The organism is uncultured Senegalimassilia sp. (assembly GCF_902464545.1).
Taxonomy (GTDB): Bacteria; Actinomycetota; Coriobacteriia; order Coriobacteriales; family Eggerthellaceae; genus Senegalimassilia.
In genome coordinates, this window is the sequence record NZ_CABQJR010000026.1 from 1 (window position 1) to 24,616 (window position 24,616).

General features: G+C 62.8%; 21 protein-coding genes. 11 read left to right on the forward strand and 10 right to left on the reverse strand.

The features are described 5' to 3' along the window. Positions 1–251: 251 nt before the first annotated feature. Complete coding sequence (locus RDW26_RS07575) at positions 252–1,133, reverse strand: electron transfer flavoprotein subunit alpha/FixB family protein (protein ID WP_307983123.1); 882 nt, start codon at positions 1,131–1,133, stop codon at positions 252–254. A gap of 42 nt (positions 1,134–1,175) precedes the next feature. Next, the gene (locus tag RDW26_RS07580) at positions 1,176–1,934 is read right to left on the reverse strand and encodes a hypothetical protein (RefSeq protein WP_307983124.1); all 759 of its coding nucleotides are present in this window, start codon (positions 1,932–1,934) and stop codon (positions 1,176–1,178) included. Between the two features lie 542 nt (positions 1,935–2,476). Between RDW26_RS07580 and RDW26_RS07585 the strand changes: the two genes are divergently transcribed. The 9 genes from RDW26_RS07585 (at position 2,477) to RDW26_RS07625 (ending at position 14,063) form a co-directional block, all read left to right on the forward strand. After that, on the forward strand, positions 2,477–3,265 hold the full coding sequence (locus RDW26_RS07585; RefSeq protein WP_298627479.1) for an enoyl-CoA hydratase-related protein: 789 nt from the start codon (positions 2,477–2,479) through the stop codon (positions 3,263–3,265). Positions 3,266–3,400: 135 nt separating this feature from the next. Further along, positions 3,401–4,690 (forward strand): MFS transporter, encoded by a 1,290-nt coding sequence (locus RDW26_RS07590; protein WP_276668721.1) that lies wholly within the window; start codon positions 3,401–3,403, stop codon positions 4,688–4,690. A 73-nt stretch (positions 4,691–4,763) separates the two neighbouring features. Then, positions 4,764–5,756 (forward strand): acetyl esterase, encoded by a 993-nt coding sequence (aes, locus tag RDW26_RS07595; protein WP_296131148.1) that lies wholly within the window; start codon positions 4,764–4,766, stop codon positions 5,754–5,756. Between the two features lie 78 nt (positions 5,757–5,834). Then, entirely contained in the window at positions 5,835–6,983 is a 1,149-nt protein-coding gene (gene caiA, locus RDW26_RS07600) for a crotonobetainyl-CoA dehydrogenase (RefSeq protein ID WP_042436447.1), read from the forward strand. 73 nt (positions 6,984–7,056) lie between these two features. Beyond that, positions 7,057–8,271: an L-carnitine CoA-transferase gene (caiB, locus tag RDW26_RS07605; RefSeq protein WP_298627471.1), complete on the forward strand. Its 1,215-nt coding sequence runs from the start codon at positions 7,057–7,059 to the stop codon at positions 8,269–8,271. A 185-nt stretch (positions 8,272–8,456) separates the two neighbouring features. Further along, positions 8,457–10,013, forward strand: coding sequence for a crotonobetaine/carnitine-CoA ligase (caiC, locus tag RDW26_RS07610; protein WP_307983125.1), 1,557 nt, complete (start codon positions 8,457–8,459; stop codon positions 10,011–10,013). A gap of 27 nt (positions 10,014–10,040) precedes the next feature. After that, positions 10,041–11,486: an MFS transporter gene (locus RDW26_RS07615; RefSeq protein WP_307983126.1), complete on the forward strand. Its 1,446-nt coding sequence runs from the start codon at positions 10,041–10,043 to the stop codon at positions 11,484–11,486. Positions 11,487–11,765: 279 nt separating this feature from the next. Further along, on the forward strand, positions 11,766–12,338 hold the full coding sequence (bilS, locus tag RDW26_RS07620) for a flavodoxin family protein BilS (RefSeq protein WP_307983127.1): 573 nt from the start codon (positions 11,766–11,768) through the stop codon (positions 12,336–12,338). A gap of 162 nt (positions 12,339–12,500) precedes the next feature. Beyond that, on the forward strand, positions 12,501–14,063 hold the full coding sequence (locus tag RDW26_RS07625) for a helix-turn-helix transcriptional regulator (RefSeq protein ID WP_307983128.1): 1,563 nt from the start codon (positions 12,501–12,503) through the stop codon (positions 14,061–14,063). 391 nt (positions 14,064–14,454) lie between these two features. On the opposite strand, the gene RDW26_RS07630 is transcribed toward RDW26_RS07625, so the two are convergent. The 5 genes from RDW26_RS07630 to RDW26_RS07650 all read right to left on the reverse strand — a co-directional run bounded on the left by RDW26_RS07630 (position 14,455) and on the right by RDW26_RS07650 (position 19,259). Then, a complete protein-coding gene (locus RDW26_RS07630; protein WP_307983129.1) occupies positions 14,455–14,769 on the reverse strand; it encodes an HTH domain-containing protein in 315 nt (104 codons plus the stop codon). Positions 14,770–15,510: 741 nt separating this feature from the next. Further along, positions 15,511–15,990 (reverse strand): HsmA family protein, encoded by a 480-nt coding sequence (locus RDW26_RS07635; RefSeq protein ID WP_307983130.1) that lies wholly within the window; start codon positions 15,988–15,990, stop codon positions 15,511–15,513. Positions 15,991–16,111: 121 nt separating this feature from the next. Next, entirely contained in the window at positions 16,112–16,684 is a 573-nt protein-coding gene (locus tag RDW26_RS07640; protein ID WP_307983131.1) for a TetR/AcrR family transcriptional regulator, read from the reverse strand. 324 nt (positions 16,685–17,008) lie between these two features. After that, positions 17,009–17,995, reverse strand: a complete 987-nt coding sequence (locus tag RDW26_RS07645) for a hypothetical protein (RefSeq protein ID WP_307980968.1) — start codon at positions 17,993–17,995, stop codon at positions 17,009–17,011. Between the two features lie 259 nt (positions 17,996–18,254). Next, positions 18,255–19,259, reverse strand: coding sequence for a hypothetical protein (locus tag RDW26_RS07650; RefSeq protein WP_307983132.1), 1,005 nt, complete (start codon positions 19,257–19,259; stop codon positions 18,255–18,257). A gap of 329 nt (positions 19,260–19,588) precedes the next feature. Between RDW26_RS07650 and RDW26_RS07655 the strand changes: the two genes are divergently transcribed. Next, a complete protein-coding gene (locus RDW26_RS07655; RefSeq protein ID WP_307983133.1) occupies positions 19,589–21,370 on the forward strand; it encodes a RecQ family ATP-dependent DNA helicase in 1,782 nt (593 codons plus the stop codon). A gap of 83 nt (positions 21,371–21,453) precedes the next feature. Then, the gene (locus tag RDW26_RS07660) at positions 21,454–21,690 is read left to right on the forward strand and encodes a hypothetical protein (RefSeq protein WP_307983134.1); all 237 of its coding nucleotides are present in this window, start codon (positions 21,454–21,456) and stop codon (positions 21,688–21,690) included. A 60-nt stretch (positions 21,691–21,750) separates the two neighbouring features. On the opposite strand, the gene RDW26_RS07665 is transcribed toward RDW26_RS07660, so the two are convergent. The 3 genes from RDW26_RS07665 to RDW26_RS07675 all read right to left on the reverse strand — a co-directional run bounded on the left by RDW26_RS07665 (position 21,751) and on the right by RDW26_RS07675 (position 24,501). Next, positions 21,751–21,921 carry a hypothetical protein gene (locus tag RDW26_RS07665; RefSeq protein WP_307983135.1) on the reverse strand — a complete coding sequence of 57 codons (171 nt, stop codon included), beginning with the start codon at positions 21,919–21,921 and terminating at the stop codon, positions 21,751–21,753. Positions 21,922–22,006: 85 nt separating this feature from the next. Continuing rightward, a complete protein-coding gene (locus tag RDW26_RS07670; RefSeq protein ID WP_307983136.1) occupies positions 22,007–23,281 on the reverse strand; it encodes a dihydroorotase in 1,275 nt (424 codons plus the stop codon). Beyond that, positions 23,278–24,501: a hydantoinase/carbamoylase family amidase gene (locus RDW26_RS07675; protein WP_298629489.1), complete on the reverse strand. Its 1,224-nt coding sequence runs from the start codon at positions 24,499–24,501 to the stop codon at positions 23,278–23,280. Before RDW26_RS07675 ends, RDW26_RS07670 begins: the two co-directional genes overlap by 4 nt. Positions 24,502–24,616: the final 115 nt, after the last annotated feature.

The window sequence follows — 24,616 nt, forward strand, 5'->3', positions numbered from 1 at the left end:
CGTAAGCCGCCACGCCGCCCGCGCAGCCAGATCCCACGACGATGATGTCGAAATCTGACATGTAGATATCCTTTCATTGGCGGCCGATCACGGCCGCCAATTCATTAACTATCGAGACTCCCGCACCGCGCTCCGTAAAAGATGTAAAGGGGTCATCTTTTTTGGAGGGGTCGAATCTTTGGAGGGGTCGAACCTTAGGAGAGGTTTTCGCACAAGGGTTTGCGCTGAAGCGCGGTGCGGAAGGAGTCCCCTTACAGGGCTGCGGTGATGGCCGGCAGGACGTCCTTGATGTCGCCCACCAGACCGAAGTCGCACTGCTTGAAGATCGGAGCGTTCTTGTCCTTGTTGATGGCGAAGATGGCACCGGAGCGGTTGCAACCGACCATGTGCTGCATCTGGCCGGAGATGCCCACGGCGATGTAGGCCTTCGGGGTCAGCATCAGGCCGGAAACGCCGACGTAGCGCTCGGTCGGCAGCCAGTTGACGCCCTCGGTCAGCGGACGGGAGCAGGCAAGGCCGGCACCCAGCTTGTCGCACAGGTCGTTGGCCATGGACAGCTGAGACTCCTCGGCGAAGCCGCGGCCAGCGGCCACGACGACGTCGGCCTTGAACAGGTTCACGCCGCTCTTCTCGATGACCTGGGAGGAAACGACCTTCACCGGGCGAGCGGGGGCAACCCACTCCTGCTCGGCGACGGAGCCGTTGGCACCCTCGGCGCCGTCGAACACGCCTGCGCCGATGGTGTAGATGGCAACGTTGCCAGCGGCCTTCTGCACGCGCTCGGCGATGCCGCCGAAGTACATGCTCTTGGCGCCCTCGGCCTCGAAAGCGGTGACGTCGGTGATGACGGCGGTGTCGGCGTGGAACGCCAGGCTGCCGGCGATGACCTTCATGTGGCGGCAAGCCTCCACCAGGACGACCTCGGGCTTCTCAGCGTCGAACGCGGCGTTCACGGTCTCGACGGCCGAGTCAACGGTCAGGCCCTCGGGAACGGTGATGTTGAGCACCTTGTCGGCGCCGCACTCGTAAGCGCCGCCGAAGGAGATGGCCACGACCTCGTCGGCCATGGTGCGCGCGCCTGCAACCAGCTCTGCGGCCGCAGCTGCGTGCTCAGCAATGATCAATGCCTTCATGAGTATCCACTCTGCCTTTCTTTTGCTTGATTACGCGTGGGCCTACAGGGCGGCCTTGATGGCGGCCACGAAGCTGTCGATAGCGCCGTCCTCGGAAGCGTCGAAGATCTCGAGCTTGCGGTCGGCCTGCTCGGGAGCCTTGCAGTCGACGACCTCGATGGCGGCGGCGGCGACGTCGGAAGCACCGGCGACGTTCATCGGCTTCTTGCCGGCGGCCAGGATGTCCTTCATGCCCGGGATGCGGGGCTCGGCGGCGTCCGGGGTGACGGACACGACGGCCGGCAGGGCAACCTCGACGACCTCGACGGCGTCCTCGAGCGCGCGCTCGACCTCGAGCACGTCGCCCTTGCAGGTGACCTTCGTGGCGGCGTTCACCACGGGCCAGCCCAGCTTGCAAGCCAGCTGCACGTCGACCTGCTGAGCGTAGTTGTCGGCGGAACCGTCGCCGCACACGACCAGGTCCACGTCGCCGATCTGAGCGACCAGCTTGGCCAGCTCGGCAGCGGTGGCCTTGGCATCCATGCCGGCGCAGGCGTCGTCGGCGGTCATGAACAGCTCGTCAACGCCACGGGCCAGAGCGCTCTTCTTGAGCTTGGCCTCGTCGATGGAAGCCGGACCCGCGGTAATGGCCACAGCAGCGGAACCCTCGACCTCGGCGGCCAGCTGAGCAGCCACCTCCAGAGCGTTCAGGTCGTACACGGAGATGGTGTTCTTCGCCTTGGAGTAGTCCAGCGTGCGATCACCGGCGACCTTGATGTCCTGATCGTCAGGAACCACCTTGAATGCAGCGGCTATCTTCATCTTGAGCCTTCCCTTCATAAGCTTGTTACAGAGGTTCTTACCTTCGTAGCGACCGCTTCGACGTAACCCTTTGCGGGTTGCACGTCCGTTTTGCGGGGTGCGTCTCCGTTTCGGCGGGTCGCTTACGTGACAGGGCCATCTTGCGCTCCCCGACCCCTCCTGCCATCGCCAGATAACCGTGAATACCCTCTTACTTAATTTTTAACTATGCGGCAAAAGCCCCTGTTGAGAGGCTACGTACGCTTTTATATGGGCTTTTTGACCGTCTCAAGGGGCGCAAAAGGGTTTTCGCCGTTTTGTGGGCTTCGACCACATATGACACCCGAAACAACCCCCTCGCAAGTTTCTGATGATGCCCACATTTCTTGCTATTAGCGCTTTACCGAAGTTGTGGCGATGTTTCCGCCTACCCCGGCGCCTAGCATCCGAAATCGAGCCGAGCGTGCATCTCGCGAAACGTCCGAATCAAAATCAAAGGAACGACACGAGGCGCACAGCATTCGCCGAAACGGCTCAAGGCAATCCATATAAAAGGAGGAGCAATGGCAGATTTCCACGGAACCCAAGAGGTTGTCACCGACCTTCGCGAGGACGGCGTGCTCATCATGCGCATCAACCGCCCCGAGAAGCGCAACGCTATCAATGCAGTGACCTCTGCCGCCATGGAAGACATCATGAACAAGGCGGAGAAGGATAAGCGCGTCCGCGTCATCGTGGTCACCGGCACCGGCGAGAAGGCCTTCTGTGCCGGCGAGGACCTCTCCGAGCTGTCCAGCGGCGGCGAGTGCATGACCGTCACCGATCACGGCTTCGGCGGCATCACCGACCGTCTGTGCCCGAAGCCGACGATTTGCGCCGTCAACGGCGTGGCTGCCGGCGGCGGCATGGAGATCGCCGTCTCCTGCGACATCGTCGTTGCTGCCGAGCATGCCCGCTTCGGCCTGACCGAGCCCAAGGTCGGCCTGATCGCCTCCACCGGCGGCCTGGTCCGCATGGCCCGCGACGTTCCGCGCAAGGCCGCCATGGACATGCTGCTGACCGCTCGCCTGGTGCACGCCGACGAGGCCAAGGAGATCGGCTTCGTCAACTACGTCGTGCCGGCCGAGGACCTCATGGATAAGGCTCTGGAGATCGCTTCCACGATCGCCAAGAACGCTCCGCTGTCCCTGAAGTTCACGAAGCAGATCGTGCATGCCGCTTCCCAGATGTCCGAAGAGGACGCAATGCGCTACTGCGACGCCGCCTATCGCTTCATCGAGAAGACCGAGGACGGCATCGAGGGCCCCGCAGCCTTCGTCGAGAAGCGCACGCCGAACTGGCAGGGCAAGTAACTCCCGCTTCTTTTCTCCCCGCGAAGGGAAAGGCCGCAACAACTACCAGCCTTTCCCTTCGCCCCAAGCGGCGCATAGCCGCACCGACCGCCCGGTAACGAACCGGGCGCATCCGCACGAAGAAAGGATCCAACAATGTCTCTGCTCGCAAAGAGCAAGGGCGAGGTCACTTACAAGGACCTGACCGGTTTCCACAAGTGGTTCCTCATCGTCCTCGTTTCCATGGGCTCGTCCATCATCTACACGCCCATCTACCTGAAGAACGTCTTCTACGAGCCCCTGATGCAGGGCCTCGGTTGCACCAATGCCGACCTGGGCGCGCTGCTCTCCTGCTACGCCATCGTCGCTGTGATCACCTATCTACCCGCCGGCATCATCGCCGACAAGGTGCGCATGCGCACGCTGTCCTGGGTCGGTTTCGGCGCCACCGCTGTCCTGACCTTCATCTACGCCATGCTGCCGTCCATCCAGATGCTCTATGTGGTGTTCGTCGGCTACGGCATCACCACCATCCTGATCTGGTGGGGCACGCGCTTCAAGATCGTCCGTCTGTGCTGCTCTGAGGACGATTACGCTTCCAAGATCGGCGTGAGCTACTCCATCTACGGCGCCGCCGGCCTGATCGTCGGTCTGATCAACACGGCCATCATCTCCGCCGTCGCCGACGCCTCCCAGGGTATCCAGGTCCTGCTGGTCTTCCTGGGCGCCCTTATCGCCCTGCTCGCCGTGCTGTCCTTCATCTTCGTCCCCGACTTCAAGGGCGAGATCGACAAGAACGCCAAGCTGTTCAGCCTGAGCGAGGTCGTCACGGCCATCAAGCACCCCGGCGTCATCTGGGCCTGCCTGGCTTACTTCTTCGTGTACCTGGTGTACATGGGCGTCACCTACACCACGCCGTTCATGACCACCTGCTTCGCCGCTCCGGTGGCCATCGTCTCCGTCGTCGGCCTCATCCGTACCTATGGTATCGGCCTCATCGCCGGCCCGGCTGCAGGCATCTTCGCTGACAAGCTGAAGAGCCCCTCGAAGTCGATCCTGATCTTCTTCGCCGCAAGCGTCATCGTGCTGGCAGCCTTCATGATCATGCCTCGCGAGGCGAGCATGGTCATCCCGATCGCCGTGCTGGTCGTCGTGCTCGGCTTCGTGACCTACGGCGCCTTCTCCATCGGCTCCTCGCCCCTTACCGAGGCCAAGGTCCCGATGAGCATCTTCGGCACCGCTTCGGGCCTGCTGTCCGTCATCGGCTTCCTGCCTGACACCTTCGTCCACACCTGGTTCGGCGGCCTGATCGACGCCCAGGGCGCGGACGCCTTCAACACCATCTTCATCGCACTGGTCGTCTTCGCCGTGCTGGGCTGCTTCTGCCTGGTCATGACGCGCCGCGCCATGAAGAAGAACGCCGCCAAGGCGGAGTCCGCCAACTAGCGTTTACTTACCCACCCCAGCCGTTCAGGCGCGCCGCCCACAAGGCGGCGCCCTAGAAAATCGAGGAAGAGACATGAACAAGATCGACGTCCTCTCGAAAATCAACGAGGGCATGCGCGCGGTGCTCGCCAAAGAAGACGAGCTCGCAGGAAACGCCAACGACACGAGCGCCGGCTTCGAGCAGATGCGCCTGAACTACACCGCTGGGCGTGCGTACTGGGTAGAGGGCGGCCCGGAAATGGCCGAGAAGGTCGACTGCAAGGTCGAGGGCCCGCATGGGGACATCCCCGTTCGCCTGTACTACCCCGTCAAGGACCGCGCAAGCCTTGCGAGCGACGGCGAGACCCTGCCGGCGATCGTCTACGCGCACGGCGGCGGCTTCGTCCTGGGCAACCTGGACACGCATGATCGCATCTGCCGCGTCCTGGCAAGCAAGACGGGCGCTGCGGTGGCAGCCGTGGACTACCGTCTCTCGCCCGAGGCGAAGTTCCCCGTGGCGGTTCAAGAAGTCGCCTGCGTCGCCAAGCACCTGCACGAGCAGGGCGAGGCGTACGGCATCGACGGCAATCGCCTGTCCTTCGCCGGTGACTCCGGCGGCGCTCACCTGAGCCTGGCCGCCACCATGTACCTGCGCGAGGAGCTGGGAGGCTCCGACTACGTCAAATGCCTCCTTTTGTTCTACGGCTGGTACGGCCTGAAGGATTCGGCCTCCCAGCGCCTTCTGGGCGGCCCCTGGGACGGCCTGACCGAGGCGGAGTGGCAGTGGTACAAGGAGCTCTACGCCGAGGATACGGCGGAGCTTGAGACGAGCCCTTACGCGAACCTCTTCCTGAACGACCTTACGCGCGACATGCCTTCCTGCTACATCGCCGCAGCCGAGTACGACCCCCTGAAGGACGACAGCACGGCACTTGCGACGATCCTCGAGGAATACGGTATCCCCCATCGCTTCGAGATGTTCGAAGGCGTCATCCACGCGTTCCTGCACTACACCAAGATGCTTGACGAGGCCAACCTGGCGCTCGAGCACGGCGCGGAGCACTTCCGTCAGCAGATGGGCTGCTAACCGTAGCCGATACGCACTACCCACCACATTGTGACAGCGCGGCAAAAGGCCGCTCTGGATATCGACAAGGAGAATGCAATGGACTTCAAATTGACCGATGAGCAGGAGCTGATCGTCGACAGCTACCGCGACTACATGGAGAGCGAGAACTGGGAGGCTTACTTCGCCGAGTGCGACGAGAAGCACGAGTACCCGCTGCGCTGGGTCCGCGGTCTGTGCGAGCTGGGCTTCGACCTGATCATGCTCCCCGAGAGCCATGGCGGTCTGGGTCTGGAGCAGCCGGCCGTCACCATGATGGCCGTGTACGAGGTGCTGGGCCGCTACGGCGCCCCGACCTACGTCCTGTACCAGCTGCCGGGCTTCGAGACCATCATCCGCGAGGGCACCGAGGAGCAGATCGAGGCCGTGCTGTCCACCCTGGGCACCGGTGAGCAGATCTGGAACTCCGCCTGCACCGAACCGGGCGCCGGTTCCGACGTTGCCGCCCTGCAGACCACGTACAAGCGTGAGAACGGCAAGATCTACCTGAACGGCACGAAGACCTTCATCACCTCCTCCGCTGGCGTCAAGTACCTGGTCATCATGGCCAAGAACGCCGACGATCCGGAGATGTTCACCGAGTTCTTCCTGGACATGAGCAAGCCGGGCGTCTCCCTGTCCCCGCTGCACAAGCTGGGCCTGCGCATGGACTCCTGCTGCGAGGTCTACATGGACAACGTCGAGCTGGAGGAGAAGGACATCTTCGGCAAGGAGGGCAACGGCTTCTCCCGCGGCATCAACGACTTCAACTTCGAGCGTTGGCTGGTCGGCGCCTCCGACTACGGCATGTCCATCGCCGTGTACGAGGATGCCTGCCGTCACGCCAACCAGCGTATCGCCTTCGGTAAGCCGATCGGCCGTCAGCAGCTCAACCAGCTCAAGGTCGCCGAGATGGCCATCAAGCTGAAGAACATGAAGAACATGCTGTACGAAACGGCTTGGGAGGCCGACAACAACGACGGCAAGTTCGATCCCGGCGCTGCCGCCATGTGCAAGTACTACTGCGCCAACTCCGCCTTCTCCGTCGTCGACGACGGCATGCAGATCCTGGCGGGCGTGGCCGTGGCCGGCGAGCATCGCGCTCAGCGCATCTGGCGCGACCTGCGTGTGGACCGCGTCTCCGGCGGTACCGACGAGATGATGATCCTCACCGCTTCCAAGTTCGAGCTGAAGAAGTACCGCGACTAACTCACGCGGCTAGCAAACGGATCCAACAGACGGCGGCGCGGCAGGCGCGCCGCCGAATCGAAAGGAATTCATCATGGCTCTTGAAACCAACAAGCCGTCCTTCGGCGTTCTGGATGACGTCAAGGTCGTTTACGCAGCAGTCGAGCTGGCAGTGCCGAAGGCCTGCGACCTCATGGCCGACTGGGGTGCCGACGTCACGTGGCTGGAGAACACCGGCGCTGGCGACACCATCCGCGACACCGCTTATGTCAAGCAGGCTGAGCGCCGTAATCAGCGCTCCGTTTCGCTGAACTACTTCTCTGACGAAGGCAAGGAAGTCCTGTTCAAGATGCTGGCCGACGCCGACATCTTCATCGAGGCCTCCAAGGGCGGCACCTGGGCTCGCAAGGGCATCACCGACGAGGTGCTGTGGGAGATCAACCCGAAGCTCGTCATCGTGCATCTGTCCGGCTTCGGCCAGTCCGGCGACCCGAAGATGGTCAAGCGCGCTGCTTACGACCTGACCGTCATGGCCTACTCCGGCTACATGAGCCAGAACGGCACGCCGGAGCAGCCGATGAACCCCGGCCCCTACGCTGGCGACTACTTCAACTCCCTGATGGTCGTCTCCTCCACCCTGGCTGCGCTGCATAAGGCCAACCGCACGGGCAAGGGCGAGAGCATCGACATGGCCATGTACGAGACGCTGCTGGCCATCGGCCAGTACTACCTGGTCGACTACCTGAACGAGGGCATCCTGTGGCCTCGCCCGGGCGCTCGCAACCAGAACCTCTGCGGCATCGGCGAGTACAAGTGCAACGACGGCTTCCTGGGCGTGTGCCTGTACGGCGTCGACCAGAACAAGTACTTCCTGGAGACCATCGGCCTGGGTCACCTGTGGGGCACCGAGGACATCCCGGAGGACACCTCCGGCCTGTGGCTGTCCAACCCGCATGCTGCTGAGATCGAGGCTGCGTTCGAGGCGTACTGCCTGGAGCACTCCAAGTACGAGATCGAGGCGGACTTCGCTGCTCACCGCATCGCCGCTCAGGTCGTCATGGAGTTCGAGGACCTCGTGAAGGAAGAGCACCTCAAGCTGCGCGATGACTTCATGGATTGGGAGACCGAGGACGGCAAGACCTTCAAGGGTCTGGGCGTGTTCCCGAAGTTCCAGCAGACCCCCGGCCAGGTGTGGCGCCCGATGCCCAAGCAGGGCGGCGACACCGCTGACGTGCTGACCAAGCTCGGCTACACGGCCGACCAGATCGCCGCGCTGAACGAGAGCGGCGTCGTCAAGGTCGCTGAATAACAGCTGAGAAACGCTGAAGGTTCCGAGAGGAAGGCTCCCCTTTCGGAATGACGGCCGGGCCCTGAGAAGGGCCCGGCTTCTATAGGGGCCTTGTATCCGACGGGGTTTGAAGCGCCCCTCGTCGAATGCAAGACATCTGAACCGGCGCCAAAGTCAGAAAGCACACGAACCAAGGGAGAGAAGACATGGTCGACATCGTTGGCAACGAAACGCTTGCAAGCCTGTGGGACAAGCTCGCTCGCGAGTGCGGCGACAAGGACTTCTTCATCTTCCAGGACCGCGACGGCAACGTGACCACCTACAGCTACCGCGCGTTCAACGAGCTGATCAACCAGACGGCGAGCATGTTCCTGAGCCAGGGCGTGGAGCGCGGCGAGCACGTGGCCGTGCAGATGCACACCTGCCCCGAGTTCCTCATGTGCCTGTTCGGCCTTGCCAAGATCGGCGCCGTGCTGGTCCCCATGAACGAGCAGTATCTGCAGGCCGAGTGCGAGTACGCGCTTGACATGTGCTCCACCCGCCGTGCGGTCGTGGAGCCCTGCTACGTGGAGCTCTACGACGCCATCCACGCCGGCGGCAGGCTTGACCAGGGCATCATCGTGGCCCGCAGCGAAGGCGGCGAGGAGGCCATGGGCTACCCGCTGTTCTCCGAGCTGGCGGCCGGCGAGAGCGTCGAGTTCGAGGCGCCAAGCGACCTGTCCCCCGACGACCCGTGCGAGATCCTGTTCACCAGCGGCACCACCTCCAACCCCAAGGGCGTCATCTTAACCCACGGCAACATGGTCTACTCCGGTTACTACGGCGACTGGGAGACGGCCATGACCTCTGAGGACCGCATGTTCTCCACCATGCCCGCATGCCACTCCAACTTCCAGCTGGCGGCGCTGACCCCGGTCTTGACCGCCCGCGCCACGCTCATCGTGGTCGAGAAGTACAGCGCGAGCAGGTTCTGGAGCCAGATCCGCCAGTACCGCGCAACGCTGGCGCAGTGCGTGGCCATGATGCTGCGCACGCTGATGCTGCAGCCGGTTGACCCGGACGAGAAGGACCACTGCCTGCGCGACATGCTGTACTTCCTGCCCGTGTCCGCGCGCGAGAAGGAGGCCTTCGAGGAGCGCTACGGGGTGCGCATCATGAACACCTACGGCTCCACCGAGTCCGTCGGCTGGGTGCTGACCGACCCGCCCACCGGCGAGCGCAACTGGCCCTCCATCGGCCGCGTGGGCCTGGGCTACGAGGCCAAGATCGTCGACGACGAGGGCAACGAGCTGCCCGCCGGCGAAGTGGGCGAGATCTGCGTGAAGGGCGTCCCCGGGCGTTCGATCATGCTGGGCTACCTGGGCAACGAGGCCGCCACGGCCCACGCGCTGTCCAGCGACGGCTGGCTGCGCATGGGCGACAAGGGCTACTACGACGAGAACGGCTGGTTCTTCTTCTTCGACCGCAAGAGCAACATGATCAAGCGCTCGGGCGAGAACATCTCCACCACCGAGATCGAGGGCATCTTGGAGGAGCACCCCGACATCAAGGAGGCCGCGGTCATCGGCGTGCCCGACCCCATCCGCGACCAGGCGGTGAAGGCGTTCGTGCTGCCCGAAGACGACGCGGCCATCAGCACCGACGAGGTGATTGCGTACTGCAAGGGCAACATGGCGGCGTTCAAGGTGCCCTCCATCGTCGAGATCGTCGAGGACTTCCCCCGCACCTGCAGCATGAAGATCGAGAAGAAGCTTTTGAAATAACGGCAACGAACGGAAAGGACGGCGCTCATGGACGACTCAAGCAAGCGAAAGCGAGACGTGATGCCGTCGGCCTGGGTGCAGAAGGGCGGCGAGAAGCGGGCCGCGAAGGGCGCGGGCCGTGTCAGGGGCTCCCAAGAGGCGCCGGCGAACGGTGCGAAGGGCGGGAAGAAGACCCTCGACGAAGCCGCCATGACGCCGTTTCTACGCGAGATCACGCTGGTGTCGAGCGGAGGCGCCTTCCTTGACGGCTACGTGCTGTCGCTGATCGGCGTGGCGTTGACCCAGATCACGGCGCAGATGAGCCTGACCACGCATTGGACGGCGGCGATCGGCGCGTCGGTGCTGCTCGGCATCCTGGTGGGCAGCATCGTGGGCGGTTATCTGACCGACATCATCGGGCGCAAGAAGATGTTCGTCTTGGACATCATCGCCATCGCGTTGTTCTCAGCCCTGAGCATGACCGACGCCACGCCCATGCAGCTGGTGATTTACCGCTTCTTCATCGGCGTGTTCGTGGGTGCCGACTACCCCATCGCCACGTCGCTCATCACCGAATTCACGCCGAAGCACCACCGCGCGATCTCCATGGGCATGGTCTCGGCGGCGTGGTACCTCGGCGCCACCGTGGCGGCGCTTGTGGGCTATTGCCTGTGCGACGTCGACAACGGATGGAAGCTGATGCTCGGATCGGCCATCATCCCCTGCGTGTTCCTGCTGATCGGCAGGTGCAAGGTTCCCGAGTCTCCCCTTTGGCTTAAGAGCAAGGGCCGCGAGGAGGAAGCGCTCAAGGTGGTCTTGCGCGTCTACGGCGCCGACGTGACCCTTGAGGGCGAGGAGGAGGCGCCGAAGGCGAAGGCAGGCTTCTCCGAGGTGTTCTCGAAGGGCTATGCCGCGCGCATCGTGTTCCTGGGAATCCTGACGCTGTGCCAGGTGGTTCCCATGTACGCCATCTACACGTTCGGCCCGCAGATCATGACCGCGTTCGGCCTGGGCGTCGGGAAGAGCGCGATCCTGGGCGAGAGCGTGCTGAGCCTGTTCTTCCTGGTGGGTTCGCTGCCGGCCATGTTCTGGCTGAACTCCATGGGCAGGCGCCCGCTGCTGATTCGCTCGCTGTTTTTGATGGCGGTGGGCCTGGTGGTGCTGGGCCTGTTCCCCACCGCGCCGCTGCCGGTGATCATCTGCGCGTTCGGCCTGTACGCATTCTTCAGCGGCGGACCGGGCATCCTGCAGTGGCTCTACCCCAACGAGCTGTTCCCCACCGAGGTCAGGGCGACGGCGGTGGGTTTGGCCATCGGCATCTCGCGCGTCGGCACGATCGTGGCGACATACGGCACGCCGATCTTCATGGCCGCGTTCGGCATCGGGCCCACCATGCTGGTGGCAGCCGGCCTGGTGATCTTGGGATTGGTGCTGTCGATCTTCATGGCGCCGGAGACCGCCGGCAAATCGCTTGGCGAGACGAGCTCGCTGTAGGGCGAGATTGCGAAGCCCGCGGGGAATCCCCCCCCCGCGGGCTTTTTTACGTTTTGGGAGCGGCGCGCCCGGACACTTCGGGGACGTAGCGCTAAGTGTCCGGAACAAACAACGGCCGGCAAAAAGCCTACAGGAGGGATTCCTCTCGCAGGCTTTTGTGTTTTGGGGAGGATGGCACGCGATACTGCACCAGAAGCTTGCCGAGGGATAGAATCAATGCGAAGGCGATTCTGCTTTGAAAGGCAAACAGATGAGGAAGTAACGGAAGGCAGGGCAGGTATGAGCGGCAAGGGTTATTCGATCGTGTTCAGCAGCAGAACGGGGAATACAGCTGAGCTTGCGGAGGCTGTTCGCGAAGCGCTGCCGGAAGGGACGTGCGAGTATTTCGGGAGCGTGAATGGGGACGACGGCGGCGACGGCCGCGGCTACGCCGGCGCCGGCTGCGGCCGCACCAGCAGCGCAATCCCCGCGTCGGAGACGCTGTTCGTGGGCTTTTGGACGAACCAGGGCGTGGCGGACCAGGCAACGCAAAAGCTGCTGGGGCAGTTGAGGAACAGGAAGATCTTTCTGTTCGGCACCGCCGGATTCGGCGGCAGCGAGGCGTATTTCCAAGCGATCCTGGACAAAACGAAGGCGTTCATCGACGACAGCAACACCGTGATCGGGACCTATATGTGCCAGGGCAAAATGCCGCTTTCCGTACGCGAGCGCTACATGAAAATGAAGGAACAGCCTGACCACATGCCCAACATCGACGCCATGATCGAGAACTTCGACAAAGCCCTATCCCATCCCGATGCCGCCGATTTGAAGAAGCTGACGAATCTAGTGAGCGAAGCAATCGAACAGTAGAGAAAACCAATCAAACCGCGACCAACCGCCTCCCCCACATGCGGGTCCCCCTCCCTGCCCTCGCACAGCAAAAGCGAGCCGCTTGCAACTTTTAACCGGCGCGGCACATAGGCATTGGTAGAATCGAATGCAGATTCCATCATTCGCACAGCAAGGAGCGTCGTGTTCTCGGTCGATAGACAGTCCTTCCAATCGCTTTCCGCGCTGGCGCTGTTCACGTTTGCTTTCTTGGGAAGCGAGTTTTTCTTCGACAGCCGGATCGGCTTGTTCATCAGCGCCGAAGGGGTTGTGGGCGCCCAGGCGATGATCCTTGGCGCAAGCGTCGTCGGCTTTCTGGCTTATGCGCCGATTTCGAAGCTGGCAGGGGGACGACGCGCGCTTCGGGCGGTCGAGGCCGTCGGGGCTATTGCGGCCCTGGTCACGATTACCGTTGCGGAAAGCGCGCTTGCGATGCAAATCACGGGTTGCATCGCGTTCTTCCTGCTGGGAAGCCTTGGCGCTGAAGCGCATTGGAGCATGGCGTGCGCTTTCGAGGGAAGCCCATCGCTTGCCAAGGGAGCGGGCGCGGCTTACGCCGCCGGCATCCTGCTGCAGTTCCTGAGCAACCAGTTTGTGCCTGCGGGCATGGCGGACGCTGCGGTTTTGTGCGCCGGCGTCGCCGCGCTTGCCGTGTTCGCAGCGGCTGGGGAACGCGATGGAGAATCCGCAGGTCAGAAGGATGGCGAACACGGCAACGGACAAGTTGGAGAATCTTCCGACAGGCAATACGGCGAACCGGCAATATCGAAGTCGCCAGAGCAAATGAGCAACCAGACGCAAGCGATGCGGGCGGGGCTAGCGGCCCGCCTGAACAAGACCTGCTCGGAGCAAGCGAACGCCGATCCCTCGCAGCAAGCAACCCCAGGCGCCGCAAAGCCCGTCATCCGCGCCGTTTGGCTTCTTGCGCTTGTGGTGCTGCTGGCCTGCATGTTCTCTACGCTCGACAACGTGGTTACCCTTGCAAACGCGCAGGGTTCCATTTCAGTTGAAACGTGGCCGCGCCTGTTCCTTGCGGCAAGCGGTCTTGCCGCCGGCGTCCTGTTCGACATCCGCGAACGCCGCTACATGGGGTTCATCATGTTCGCGGTCACGGTGCTGTCCACCATATCGATCTTGGCCGTTGAGGCCGGGGCAAGCCCCGTGATCGGGCTGATCGTGTTCTATCTGAGCTCCGGGTTCTTCGTCACGTTCTTCACCACCACGTTTTTGCAGCTGGCGCCGCGTATGCGCACCCCGCAGCTGTGGGCGGGCATGGGCCGCGCCGCCAACAACCTGTGCGCGTTCACCGTGTCGGGGGTCTCCATGATGCTGACGCAATCGGGCATCGCGGCCGTGATGATCGCGTCGCTGATTCTGTTCGTGCTGGTCAGCGTTGCATTTGTAGGTGCTGGGCTGTTCCGTCTGCCATCGACGGTCGGGGAACGCGAGGCCATCAAGGCGGGCCTTGCCGCCGCAGCCGCGCCGACCTTGGAGGAGATGCAGGCCGAATTCATCAGCCGAAGCGGCCTGACCCCGCGCGAGGAAGAGGTGCTGCGCGCCGTGACGGCCGACGAGCGTCCGCTCAAGCAAGTGGCCGATGACCTGGGGATTTCACTGCGCATGGTGCAACGCCACCTGACCAACATCTACAGCAAAACAGACACGCAAACCCGAGCCGGCCTCACCCGCGCATTCTTCGGGAAATAGAGCGGACACGTTTGAGCATTCGCTAGGAACGTTTTTCGCCAATCGTGTCACAGATCGCGAGTTTTCCGACTCCATTTGACCCGCGCAGGCTTTACTTGCTTGCTTTCACCATGCGGTTCGTAATAAACGAGTCAATACTCGTATCGAACGCAGACATCTTCGCGAAATCACTGATCACCCGCCGTGATCAGTTCGGAATACTCGCATTCTGAGACATGAAATCCCATTTCGCTTCCTATTGCAGAACCTGGCCGCTCGCAACACGCAAATCTCCCAAGCGCGACCGAGCAATAGGTTAAGGCGAAGCGGTATACATCCCCGCCGATTTCGGGGCTTGATGTTTTAGGGTTTGATAAGGAATAGGCCTTTTGAGCCTGCTAGCTCAAAAGGCCTATTCCTGCTCACTCTGCGAGTCTTGGTGATCGTCTTCGCCGTCCATTGCGGCAGCGATGTAGGTGTTGCTCAGCTGCGTGCCGTCTTCCCCGAAACGAGCATGCGACACGATAAGCCCCTCTTCGCGCAGACGATGTATCGCACGATCCACCGTTTTCAAGCTGATTTGCAGATTTCTCGCTAGCTCTTGCTTGGTCTCGGAACAACCATCTGGGCCGCAAGCTGCGATGAAGCCAAGAAGGCGCAGCTGGGAATTGGTCAACTTGCCCTTCTTCCCCTTGGAGGCAAGGCCGCCATTCGCCTGATCCGCCATCGATCCCCCTTTCAGCGATCCGTTCGCCAACTATTCATAGCATCGACTTTGCCCTAGCCCGCTACACGCAAGCGGCCAAAATGCCCTATAGTAGCAAGCTAATCGTTTGACAAAGGCCGTATATTACCCCACATACTACATCCGCTGCAGCAACTGTAACGCTTTTGATGCCGTATTGTGACGAAATGTAACATCCATGGCACCGGAATGACAGCTAAACCAGCAAGCTGACCCGCCGTGAGACGACAAGCCCTGCTTAGCGGCTTGATACCACGGAAAGCAAGATAGACACGAAGAGAGCACCTCCTCGAATGCCACCGAGGCCCCTTGGCCACCCTTGGTCGTACCTATATAGGCATTCACCGTGTGAAACTATAGCGTACAGCTTCGCTTTGCAGGCGGCAAATCCCCGTACTATTGCCCTAAACGCCGTTCACCAACCAGGCGAACGGCATATCCCCGGAAGCAAGCGACCCCGGAAACCCGCATCCCAACGAAAAAAGCCGCCGCCCGACCGGTGCGCGTTTTGCGCATGCGGATCGGACGGCGGCTTTTGCGGCAAGCAACTTTTATGAGAGGGCCGAGGAAAACTCGGGGGTTCCACAACCGAAGCCCGCAAGGGCTTCGACGCGGGAACAGGCGGGGATCAGCCGCGGCAAGCAGGCCATAAAGCGCGGGGCTTCGCGCTTGCCGCGCTTTTCAAGCCTCAACAGCTTCCCCATCAGCGAAAACGCAACCCCTTTACGCGTGGGAGCGTTTCGAGGAGAGCAGCAGCGCCAGGGCCAGGACGGCTACCACGCCGGCAGCGACGGTAAGGGCGACGGGGTCGGAAACGTGGAACGCGGGGATGCCGATGAGCATGCCGACGAAGTACGGGACCAGCCACACCAGCCACACGACGATGCTGAACGTATGGAAGCCGCGGCGCGTCTTCTCGTTGCCGCGGAAGACGACATAGGTTGCCCAGGCGGCGTGGAACAGCATGAGCGCGATTGCCAGGAAGCCGGTGACCGGATGCAGCGGGGACATGGCGCCGCCGCTGTTCTGCGCCATGATGGACATCAGGCCGGTGCCCGTGGAGTCGCAAATCAGGCCGAGCCAGAAAAACGCCAGGTGAGAGCGCTTAAGCTCGCCCGAGCGGCGCTCGGAGAACACGCCGATGGTGTAGGCGACCAGCGCGAGGGAGATGACGGCGGAAGCGGTTGCAAGCATGGGACTCATATTCAGACCTCCAAAATCGAGTGGGTTTGCGGGCTGCGCCCGATGGCGCGTTCGCTTTGACGCCATTCATATTGAGGTCCGGCCGTGTGAACATCAAAGGCATGATGTTCATTTCCGCGCGCTACTGCGCGTTGTTTGCGTACAACGTGCGTTCTAGCAGGCCAAACAGCACTTTGCAGTTGCCGTTTTGGTGATGGAGGCTGCCCATGACGTTCTCGATGACGAACCTGCACACGCTTTCTGCATCGAACCCGTCGGGCAAATCGGCCGAGATTCGGGCATCGTGCTCGTAGATCTGCATGAGGCCATGGAGGATGTGCTCGATCTGCTGGGACTCGCGCAGGCGCGCAGCGGCCTTCTCGACGGCGGGAAGCGCATCGATGCCGCGCAGCCAGCATTCGCGGAAGTGCGTGGTGACCTCGCGCATGCTCGCGTGCATCTCCCGGCAATAGTCCACGAACCCGACCTGCGAGTCGATATGGCAAAAGCGCTCGTAGAACGCGTGCTTGAAGTACAGCTGGATGGTGGCGGTGGTCAGCTCGTCCTTCGCCGAGAAATGGCGGTACACCGTCCCCACGCTGACGCCCGTGGCGTTGGCAAGGCCGCGCACCGAAAGCGCCGACACCCCGTTTTTCTCCGCGATCTGATACGCGTTCTCCAGCAGCTCTTCCCGGGAAACAATGCTCTGAGCCATAAAGCGCCCCTCGCAATCGAACCATCGCACCTGCAAACCGGATGGGTTTTGGGAACCATAGTAACCTGGTTACGCAAAACCCTACGGCATTGTTACCTGTTCTATAAAGAGGACGAGGGCGCGGGCCGAAGGCGGACACTTGGGGACGTAGCATTATGTGTCAGGAATCGGGGCCAGGAGACGCAATGGGCCGCAGGAGCAGAACCCGGACAGTTAATGCTACGTCCCGAAGTGTCCGGAAACGTGCCCGAACGCGAAACGGCCGGGAACGCAATGCGCCCCGGCCGTTTCGAGGGAATCCCGCCCGAAGCGCGGGCGGAAAAGCTACTTCAGGGTCACGTTCTGCATCATGGGCATGGCATCTTCCCAGGTGATGCCGCTGTCGATGAACATGCGGACCGTGGTGCCGCACGGGGCCACGGTGAACATGTAGTACGTGCCGGTTTGGGTGTAGCGCGTCCAAGTGGCGCCGTTGATGTCCACCTCATCGATCTCGCCCTTGCCACCGAAGTTGCCCTGCAGGGCCTCGGCTTCCTTCTGCGGAGCGCGCGAGCACGTGCTGGTGCTGAAGCGCTTCGTGGAGCCCTCGGGGTTGAACGTGGCGTCGCTGCTCTTCTCCTTGGTCTCGACGAGCGACCAGCCGTCGGCAGCCTTCACGCTATACGCAGCGTAATCGACGCCGCCCTGCGCCTTGATGGCCTCGGCGGCCTCGACCGCGGCCTTGTAGCCGTCGGTTTCCTTGCCGGTGGTGTCGAAGCGCATGGTGCGCGGGTCGGTGCCGCCCGTGGCGTTCTTGTCGAACTGGACGGTGATCGGGCCGTAATAGTTGTCCTTGGTGGTCCAGAAGTAGACCCACTCGATGCTCTCACCAGGCTCGATAAGGGGATCGCCGTCCGTTTCCGCGCCTTCGCACAGCTCGGCGGGCGGGTTCTTGATGTCGTAGCTGAGCGTGTCGTGCGAGTCGAACACCGGGTCGCCGGCCTCATAGCCGCCGGGGGCGCCGGTGGTGATGAAGCTGAAGCGCTTCATGGCCTTGTCATTGTTGTTCGTGATCTTCACGCGCAGCCAGAAGCCGTCCGCCTTGTAGACGTCACCGCGATAGTACGTGCCGTCGGCCAGCGATTCGACGGTGAAGCCCTCGACATCGATCGACTGGGACTGGTACGCGGCCTGCGTTGCGGCCGTGCCGTCGCCCGAGCCGCCCTGGCCGCCCTCGGTGCCGCCGCAGCCGGCCATCGTGCACGCAAGCGCCGCGGACAACGCGACGGCGGGCACGCCCATCATTACCTTCTTCACTACGGGTTTCACCATGTTCACCACTCCCTTTCGCTTCCCGTTGCGAAAGCCGCCTCCTCCCCGGCGACCACCGCTACGTCAGGTTTCGAAACGCCAAAGCCCGAAGCACCCGGCCCGGACCTTTGCCCTTGAGAAGAGTATGCCGCGCAACAGGCATGCCGCGAAGCGACCTGCGGCCCAAATGCCGGGCGCGCAAGCCACCCCGCGGCCAAAACACGCGCCGCCGCAGCCGAGCCGCCCGGCAGCCGCCAGACGCCCCGCGCGGCCCGCTTCCCTACTTCAGCACCACGTTCTGCACCATGGGAAGCGCATCGTCCCAGGTCAGCTTGGAACCGATGACCATCGAGACCGTCTTACCGGACGGCGCCTCGACGAACAGCGAGACGGCACCGGATTCCGCGGTGTAACGCACCCACGTGACGCCGTTGATCTCGGCCTCGTCGATCACGCCCTTCTTCTTGGAGCCTTGCCTGGCCTCCGCCTCCATCATCGGGGAGGTGCTGAACGTGCGCATGTCGATGGAGGAGATAGCCTCGTCGCCGTGCTTGAAGTCGCAGCCCTCGTACTTCTCATCGATGCGGTCGCCGAGCTTCCAGCCGTCAGCGGGGATGATGCTGTACGACGGGTAATCGATGCCGCCCTGCGCCTCGATGGCTTCCGCCGCCTCGCGCGCCGCCTTGAACTCATCGCTTTCGCGCCCGGTGGTGTCGAAGTGCATCGCGCTGGGGTTGGAATCGCCGGACGAGGAGCTGTCGAACTCGACGGTGATCGGGCCGTAGTAGTTGTCCTTGGTGGTCCAGAAGTAGATGAACTCGACGCTCTGACCAGGCTCGATCTTGGTGTTGGCGTCCATCTGCGCGCCTTCGCCCAGCTCAACGGCCTGCGTCTTGGTGTCGGCGTTGAGACGCTGGTCGCCGGAGGCGTCGAACACCGCATCGCCCGCGTCGAAGGTGCCGACGGCGGCACGCGCGCTGAACGCGGAAGGCGCTTTTGCGGCCTCGTTGTTGTTCGTGATCTTCACGCGCAGCCAGAAGCCGTCCTGCCGCTCGGCGGCGCCGCGGTAGTACGAGCCGTCGCCGACGGACTCGATGGTGAAGCCCGCGACCTCGGCGGTCTGCACGCCGTTAACCGTCTGATCTGCGGGCGCGTTGCTGTCCGAGCCGCCCTGACCGCCCTCAGTGCCGCCGCAGCCGGCCATCGTGCACGCAAGCGCCGCCGACAACGCGACGGCCGGCACCCCGAACGCAACCTTCCTCATCATGGGTCTCATCATCTTCATCACTCCCTTTCGCATCGCAGATTGCAAGCCGCTCCCCCTCCGGCGCCGCACGCGCCGAAGCCGGCTTCTAAGGCAATTGTGCCGTGCGAAGAAGCGCCCGCGAAGTCACCCGCGGCCCAAAGCAAGCACCCCCACGTGCCACACGGCCAAGATAGGGAGCGCGAATGCGCCGGGTGGGTGCGGGAGAGAGGAGCGCAAACGGGTCGGAAAGCGAAGGAGCGAAGAAGGGGAAGCTGCCATATTTGCGAAAGGACGCTTCCGACCGCAAGGGCCAGCCCAAGTCTGCGACTACAATAATGTCGCAAACCAACAAGCAAGGAAGAGAGCGCATGTCAACGTTCGAGCAAGCGAAAGAAGTGTTGAAGCGCTGCTTCGGGCACGATGGGTTTCGCCCGGAGCAGGAAAGGGCCATCAAGGCCATCATGGGGAAACGCGACGTGCTGGCCGTCATGTCCACCGGGGCGGGCAAATCGCTGATCTACCAGGTCCCCGCCGTCGCGCTCGGCGGCACCACCATCGTGGTATCTCCCCTGGTCTCGCTCATGAGCGACCAGGTGAGGAAGCTCGTTGAGCTGGGCCTGCATCCCGCTTTCCTTAACAACACGCTCAGCCTTCGGGCACAGGAAAAAGTTCGGAACCGCATCAAAAGCGGCGAGTTTCAGATCCTGTACGTTGCGCCGGAGCGCTTGTCGAACCCGGCCTTCCTGACGGCCATCGAGAACCTCGCGATCCCCCTCATCGCCGTCGACGAGGCCCACTGCATCAGCGAATGGGGCCACGACTTCCGCGGCGACTACCGCGAGATCAGCGCATTCATCGAGCGGCTCGACCGGCGCCCGACCGTGGTCGCGCTGACGGCGACGGCGACTCCGAGGGTCCGCAGGGACATCATCAAGTCCCTTCGCCTGCAAAGCCCCTTGGAGATAGTCTCCTCGTTCGACCGCGCCAACCTTTCGCTTTCCGTTGTGCACATGCCCCACGACGAGCGCGAATCGTGGTGCGTACGGGCCGCGCGTTCGAGGGGAAGCGAGTGCGGCATCTTCTATTGCGTCACGATTTCCGAAACCGAGCGGATCCACAACGCGCTCAGGCGGGCAGGCGTGTCCGCCGCGCTCTACCACGGCAAGCTGGGCAACGACGCGAAGAAGGCGGCGCAGGATGCGTTCATGACGGGGCGGGCGCCGGTGATGGTCGCGACGTCGGGGTTCGGCATGGGCATCGACAAGCCCGATGTGCGCTACGTGGTCTGCTGCGGCATGCCGCTTTCGATCGAGAGCTACTATCAGCAGATCGGCCGCGCGGGGCGCGACGGAAAGCCCGCCGACACGATCATGCTATGGGACGAGCAGGACCTGCAAACCGCCTTGTTCATGGCGGAAGCGGGCGGCGAAGGCCAGGACGGCCCGCAGCGTTCCAGGCAAAAGGGGCTCGCCTTCGACATGCGGGATTTTTGCAGGGACGAAGACACCTGCCGGCGCGATCTCATTTTGCGCTACTTCGGCGAGAAACCCCCTGATGACGGAGGATGCGGGAGATGCGACAACTGCGCGACGCCCGTCGACGGCATCGTGCGCGCCGAAGATGCAAGGCCGCTGACGGACGACGAGCACGATCTTTTCGCTTGCCTGAAGAGCGCGTGCGCTGCGATAGCGGAAGGCAGTGGCGCCGGCGGTGCCCTGACCGAGCGCGCGTTGCGCGGCATCTGCCGCAAAAGGCCGGGAAACCTTGAACAGCTTCTGAAAGTCGACGGGGTGACCGCAAAAGCCGCGCAGGCATATGGCGCCCAGATTCTCGCCGTCGTCGAAACGGGCGAGCTTCCCGCTTCCGTCAAGCCGCTTGAGATGCCAGAGGTGCCCGAGGAGCTGAGCGATGCTTTGATTGCGACGATTCAAGCGCTCGGCAGCGAAGCGCGCAGAGCGGTCGTCCTCAAAGTAGCGTGCGGGAAAAGCGAACCCGGTGCAAAAGCCGACCCGTACGAAAGCCTGCCATGCTGGGGATCCGCCGGCCCCGACCGCAGCAAGGCGAAACACGCCCTAGACGCGCTCATAGCCTGCGGGATAGTGTGGCAAAAGCTCGGAGAGAAATGTCTTCGCGTGATGGTGGCGGACTAGAGGGGAGGAGGTCCTTGGCTTTCAAGCGTGACTCCAAGGCTACAATAGTACTGTCAAGCTAACAGGCGCGAAAGAGACCCAACATGGCGAAGCGGACTAGATACGATACGCCCATCATGCTAACCAAGAGACAAAAGCAGCTTCTTGCCGAGTTCGGGCTCCCTATGGATTTCGAGCATCTGACGGACGACCAGCACTTCGCCATCGATAAGCGCATGTCGAACGAGATGATGACCAAAGGAATCAACGACAGCAGTGATGGCCTCAACGATTACGGGGAACTGTGCGAAAGCGTGATAATCGCTCTTCCCGATGACTAGTCGCTGGCTTCATATACGATTGCCCGAATATTTATTCAACGAATATTGCGTCTTTCCCAGTCATATCTGCGCTTCGATTATAGCCAGGCAATCGTCGCCTGCGTCCATGACCGGCAAGGTATCGTAGCGCCCGCCATCCACCACGATGGCGCGCCACTCCGTGAACGGCAGCGGACCATCGAAAACCAGGACGGTATACGGTCCGATGGTGGTGCACTCTATAATCCTCATTTGCCGAACACCCCTAGCAGCGCCACACAGCGCTGCCGGGGGAAACCTTACAGCAAGCAACCTCTACCCCGGACCCGGGGCGCCCTTACTCGCCGTCCTCGTATACCACGTTGCCGGCGCAGATGGTGTACTTCACCTTCCCGTAAAGGTCCTCCCCCGCAAACGGGGTGTTCGCCGCCTTCGAGACGAACTTCGGGCCCACGTGCCAGCGTTCGCCTTCGTTGAAGATCACCAGGTCGGCGTCGGCGCCTTCTGCGATCGCACCCTTGTCCAGCTTGTAGAGCTTCGCCGGGTTCAGGCTCATCTTCTCGATCAGCTGCATAAGCGTCAGATGCCCCTTGCGCACAAGGTTCGTGATGCCCAGGGCAAGCGCGGTCTCCAGCCCGATGATGCCGCTGGGCGCCTCGGCGAACGGCTTGGCCTTCTCCTCGGCGGAATGCGGCGCGTGGTCGGTGGCGATGATGTCGATCGCTCCGTCCTTCAAGCCCTCGATGATGGCGTAGCGGTCAGCCTGCGTTCGCAGCGGCGGATTCATCTTCGCCATCGTGCCCTTCTCCAGCACGGCGTCCTCGGTCAGCGAGAAATGGTGCGGCGTGGCCTCGGCCGTCACGTGCGCGCCCATCTCCTTCGCCAGGCGCACCAGCTGCACCGAGTTCGCCGAACTGATGTGCTGGATGTTCACCCGCGCGCCCGTGTGCAGCGCCAGCATGCAGTCGCGCGCCACCAGCACGTCCTCGGCCAGCGCCGGCGCGCCGCCCAGCCCCAGCGCCTTCGACACGGCACCCTGGTTCACGCCCGGCGACTCGATGAACGCGCGGTCCTCCTCATGGAACGAAAGCGGCAGGTCGAGCTTCGCCGCACGCTCCATCGCGCACTTGACCAGGGCCTCGTCCATCAGCGGGATGCCGTCGTCGGTGAAGCCCGCGGCCCCGTGGGCGGCAAGCTCTTCCATGTCCACCAGCTCGCGCCCCTGCATGCCGCGGCTGATGGTCGCGCACGTCAGCACGTTGATGCCGCAGTGCGCCCCGCGCTCGAGCACGTAGCCGAGCGTCTCAACGTTGTCCACGGGCGGCTTCGTGTTCGCCATGCACACCACGCTGGTGAACCCGCCCGCGGCGGCCGACGCGGCGCCGCTTTCGATGTCCTCCTTGTACGTGAAGCCCGGATCGCGGAAGTGCACGTGCACGTCCACCAGGCCCGGAGCCACCACGCAGCCCTTCGCCTCGATGATGCGCTCGTAGTCCTCCGAGCGCTGGTACTTGCCGATCTTCGCTATCTTGCCGCCGTCTATCACCAGGTCGAGCACATCGTCGATGCCACGCGCAGGGTCGATGACGCGGCCGTCTTTCACCAGGATCATAGCGCCTCTTCCTTCAAATGCTCGTACATCACCATCGCGCCGTCGAGAATCGATTCGATGGTGGCGAACTCCTTCTTGTTGTGGCTGATGCCCTTCGCGCACGGGATGAACACCATGCCCGTGTCGCAGATGTGCGCAAACGACATGGCGTCGTGACCTGCGCCGCTGATCATCAGCCGATGCGGGATGCGCAGGCGCTTCGCCGCGTCGAGCAGCTTCTGCTGCGTCTCGGACGACATCTCGATAGGCGGGATGTCGGAGGTTTTCTCGCGGAAGTACTTGAGGCGGCGCTTCTCGCAGATGCGCGTGCACGCGGCCTTCAGGCGCGCCTCCATGCGGTCGAGGCTGGCCACGTCGATGCCGCGCATGTCGATGCCCAGCTCCACCTCGCCGGGGATGACGTTGAGCGCGTTGGGGTGGTTCGTTATGACGCCCACCGTGGCCACGGACTGGTGCATGGCCTCGGACTTGCCGATCTCTTCGACCTCCAGGATGATCTCAGCCGCCGCCGCAAGCGCGTCGGAGCGCATGCCCATGGGCGTGGCACCCGAATGCTCCGCGTTGCCGTGCACGTGCACCTTGAAGCGGCGCGGGCCGGCGATGGTGCTCACGATGCCCACGGCGTCGCCGTATTCCTCCAGGACCTTGCCCTGCTCGATGTGCAGCTCGAGGTACTCGCGAATGCCCTGGATGCGGTCGGGCGTCAGGCTGTAGCCCTTGCGGTCGAACACCTCGTGCAGCGTCTCGCCCTGCTTGTTCACGGCCTCGCCCACATCGTGCTTGTAAATCTCCTTGGTAATAAGGCCGCTGCCGATAGTGCTCCTGCCGAAGTTGCTGGACTCCTCGCAGCGCATGGCGCCCACGCGGATGGGCAGGTCAAGGCCGTCGCGTTCGGCCCAGCCCATCACCAGCAGCCCGGCGATGATGCCCGCGACGCCGTCGTAGCGCCCGCCTTCGATCACCGAATCCAGGTGCGAGCCGACCAGCCAATAGGGCTCGTCCATGCTATACCGCGGACGGTACAGGTAGGTGTTGCCCACCTGGTCGGCGAAGTGGCCGTAGCCCTTCTCCTCGCCGAGCGCGCACAGGGCCCGGTGCATCTCGTCCTCCACCTCGGTGTAGCCGAGCCGGGTCACGCCGCCCGACTCGCAGCTGCCGATGCCGTAGAACCGGTCGAAAAGGTATTCTGCATACTCAACGTCTTCGATAGCGTGCCGCATAGCTTCTCCTTTCGCATATCGGCATAGTAATCCAACGCGCCGGGGCGGCCCGCGACCACCACCGAAACCGCACTTCACAGGCAGAAAGCGCGGTGTATGCGACGCGATGGGCCCA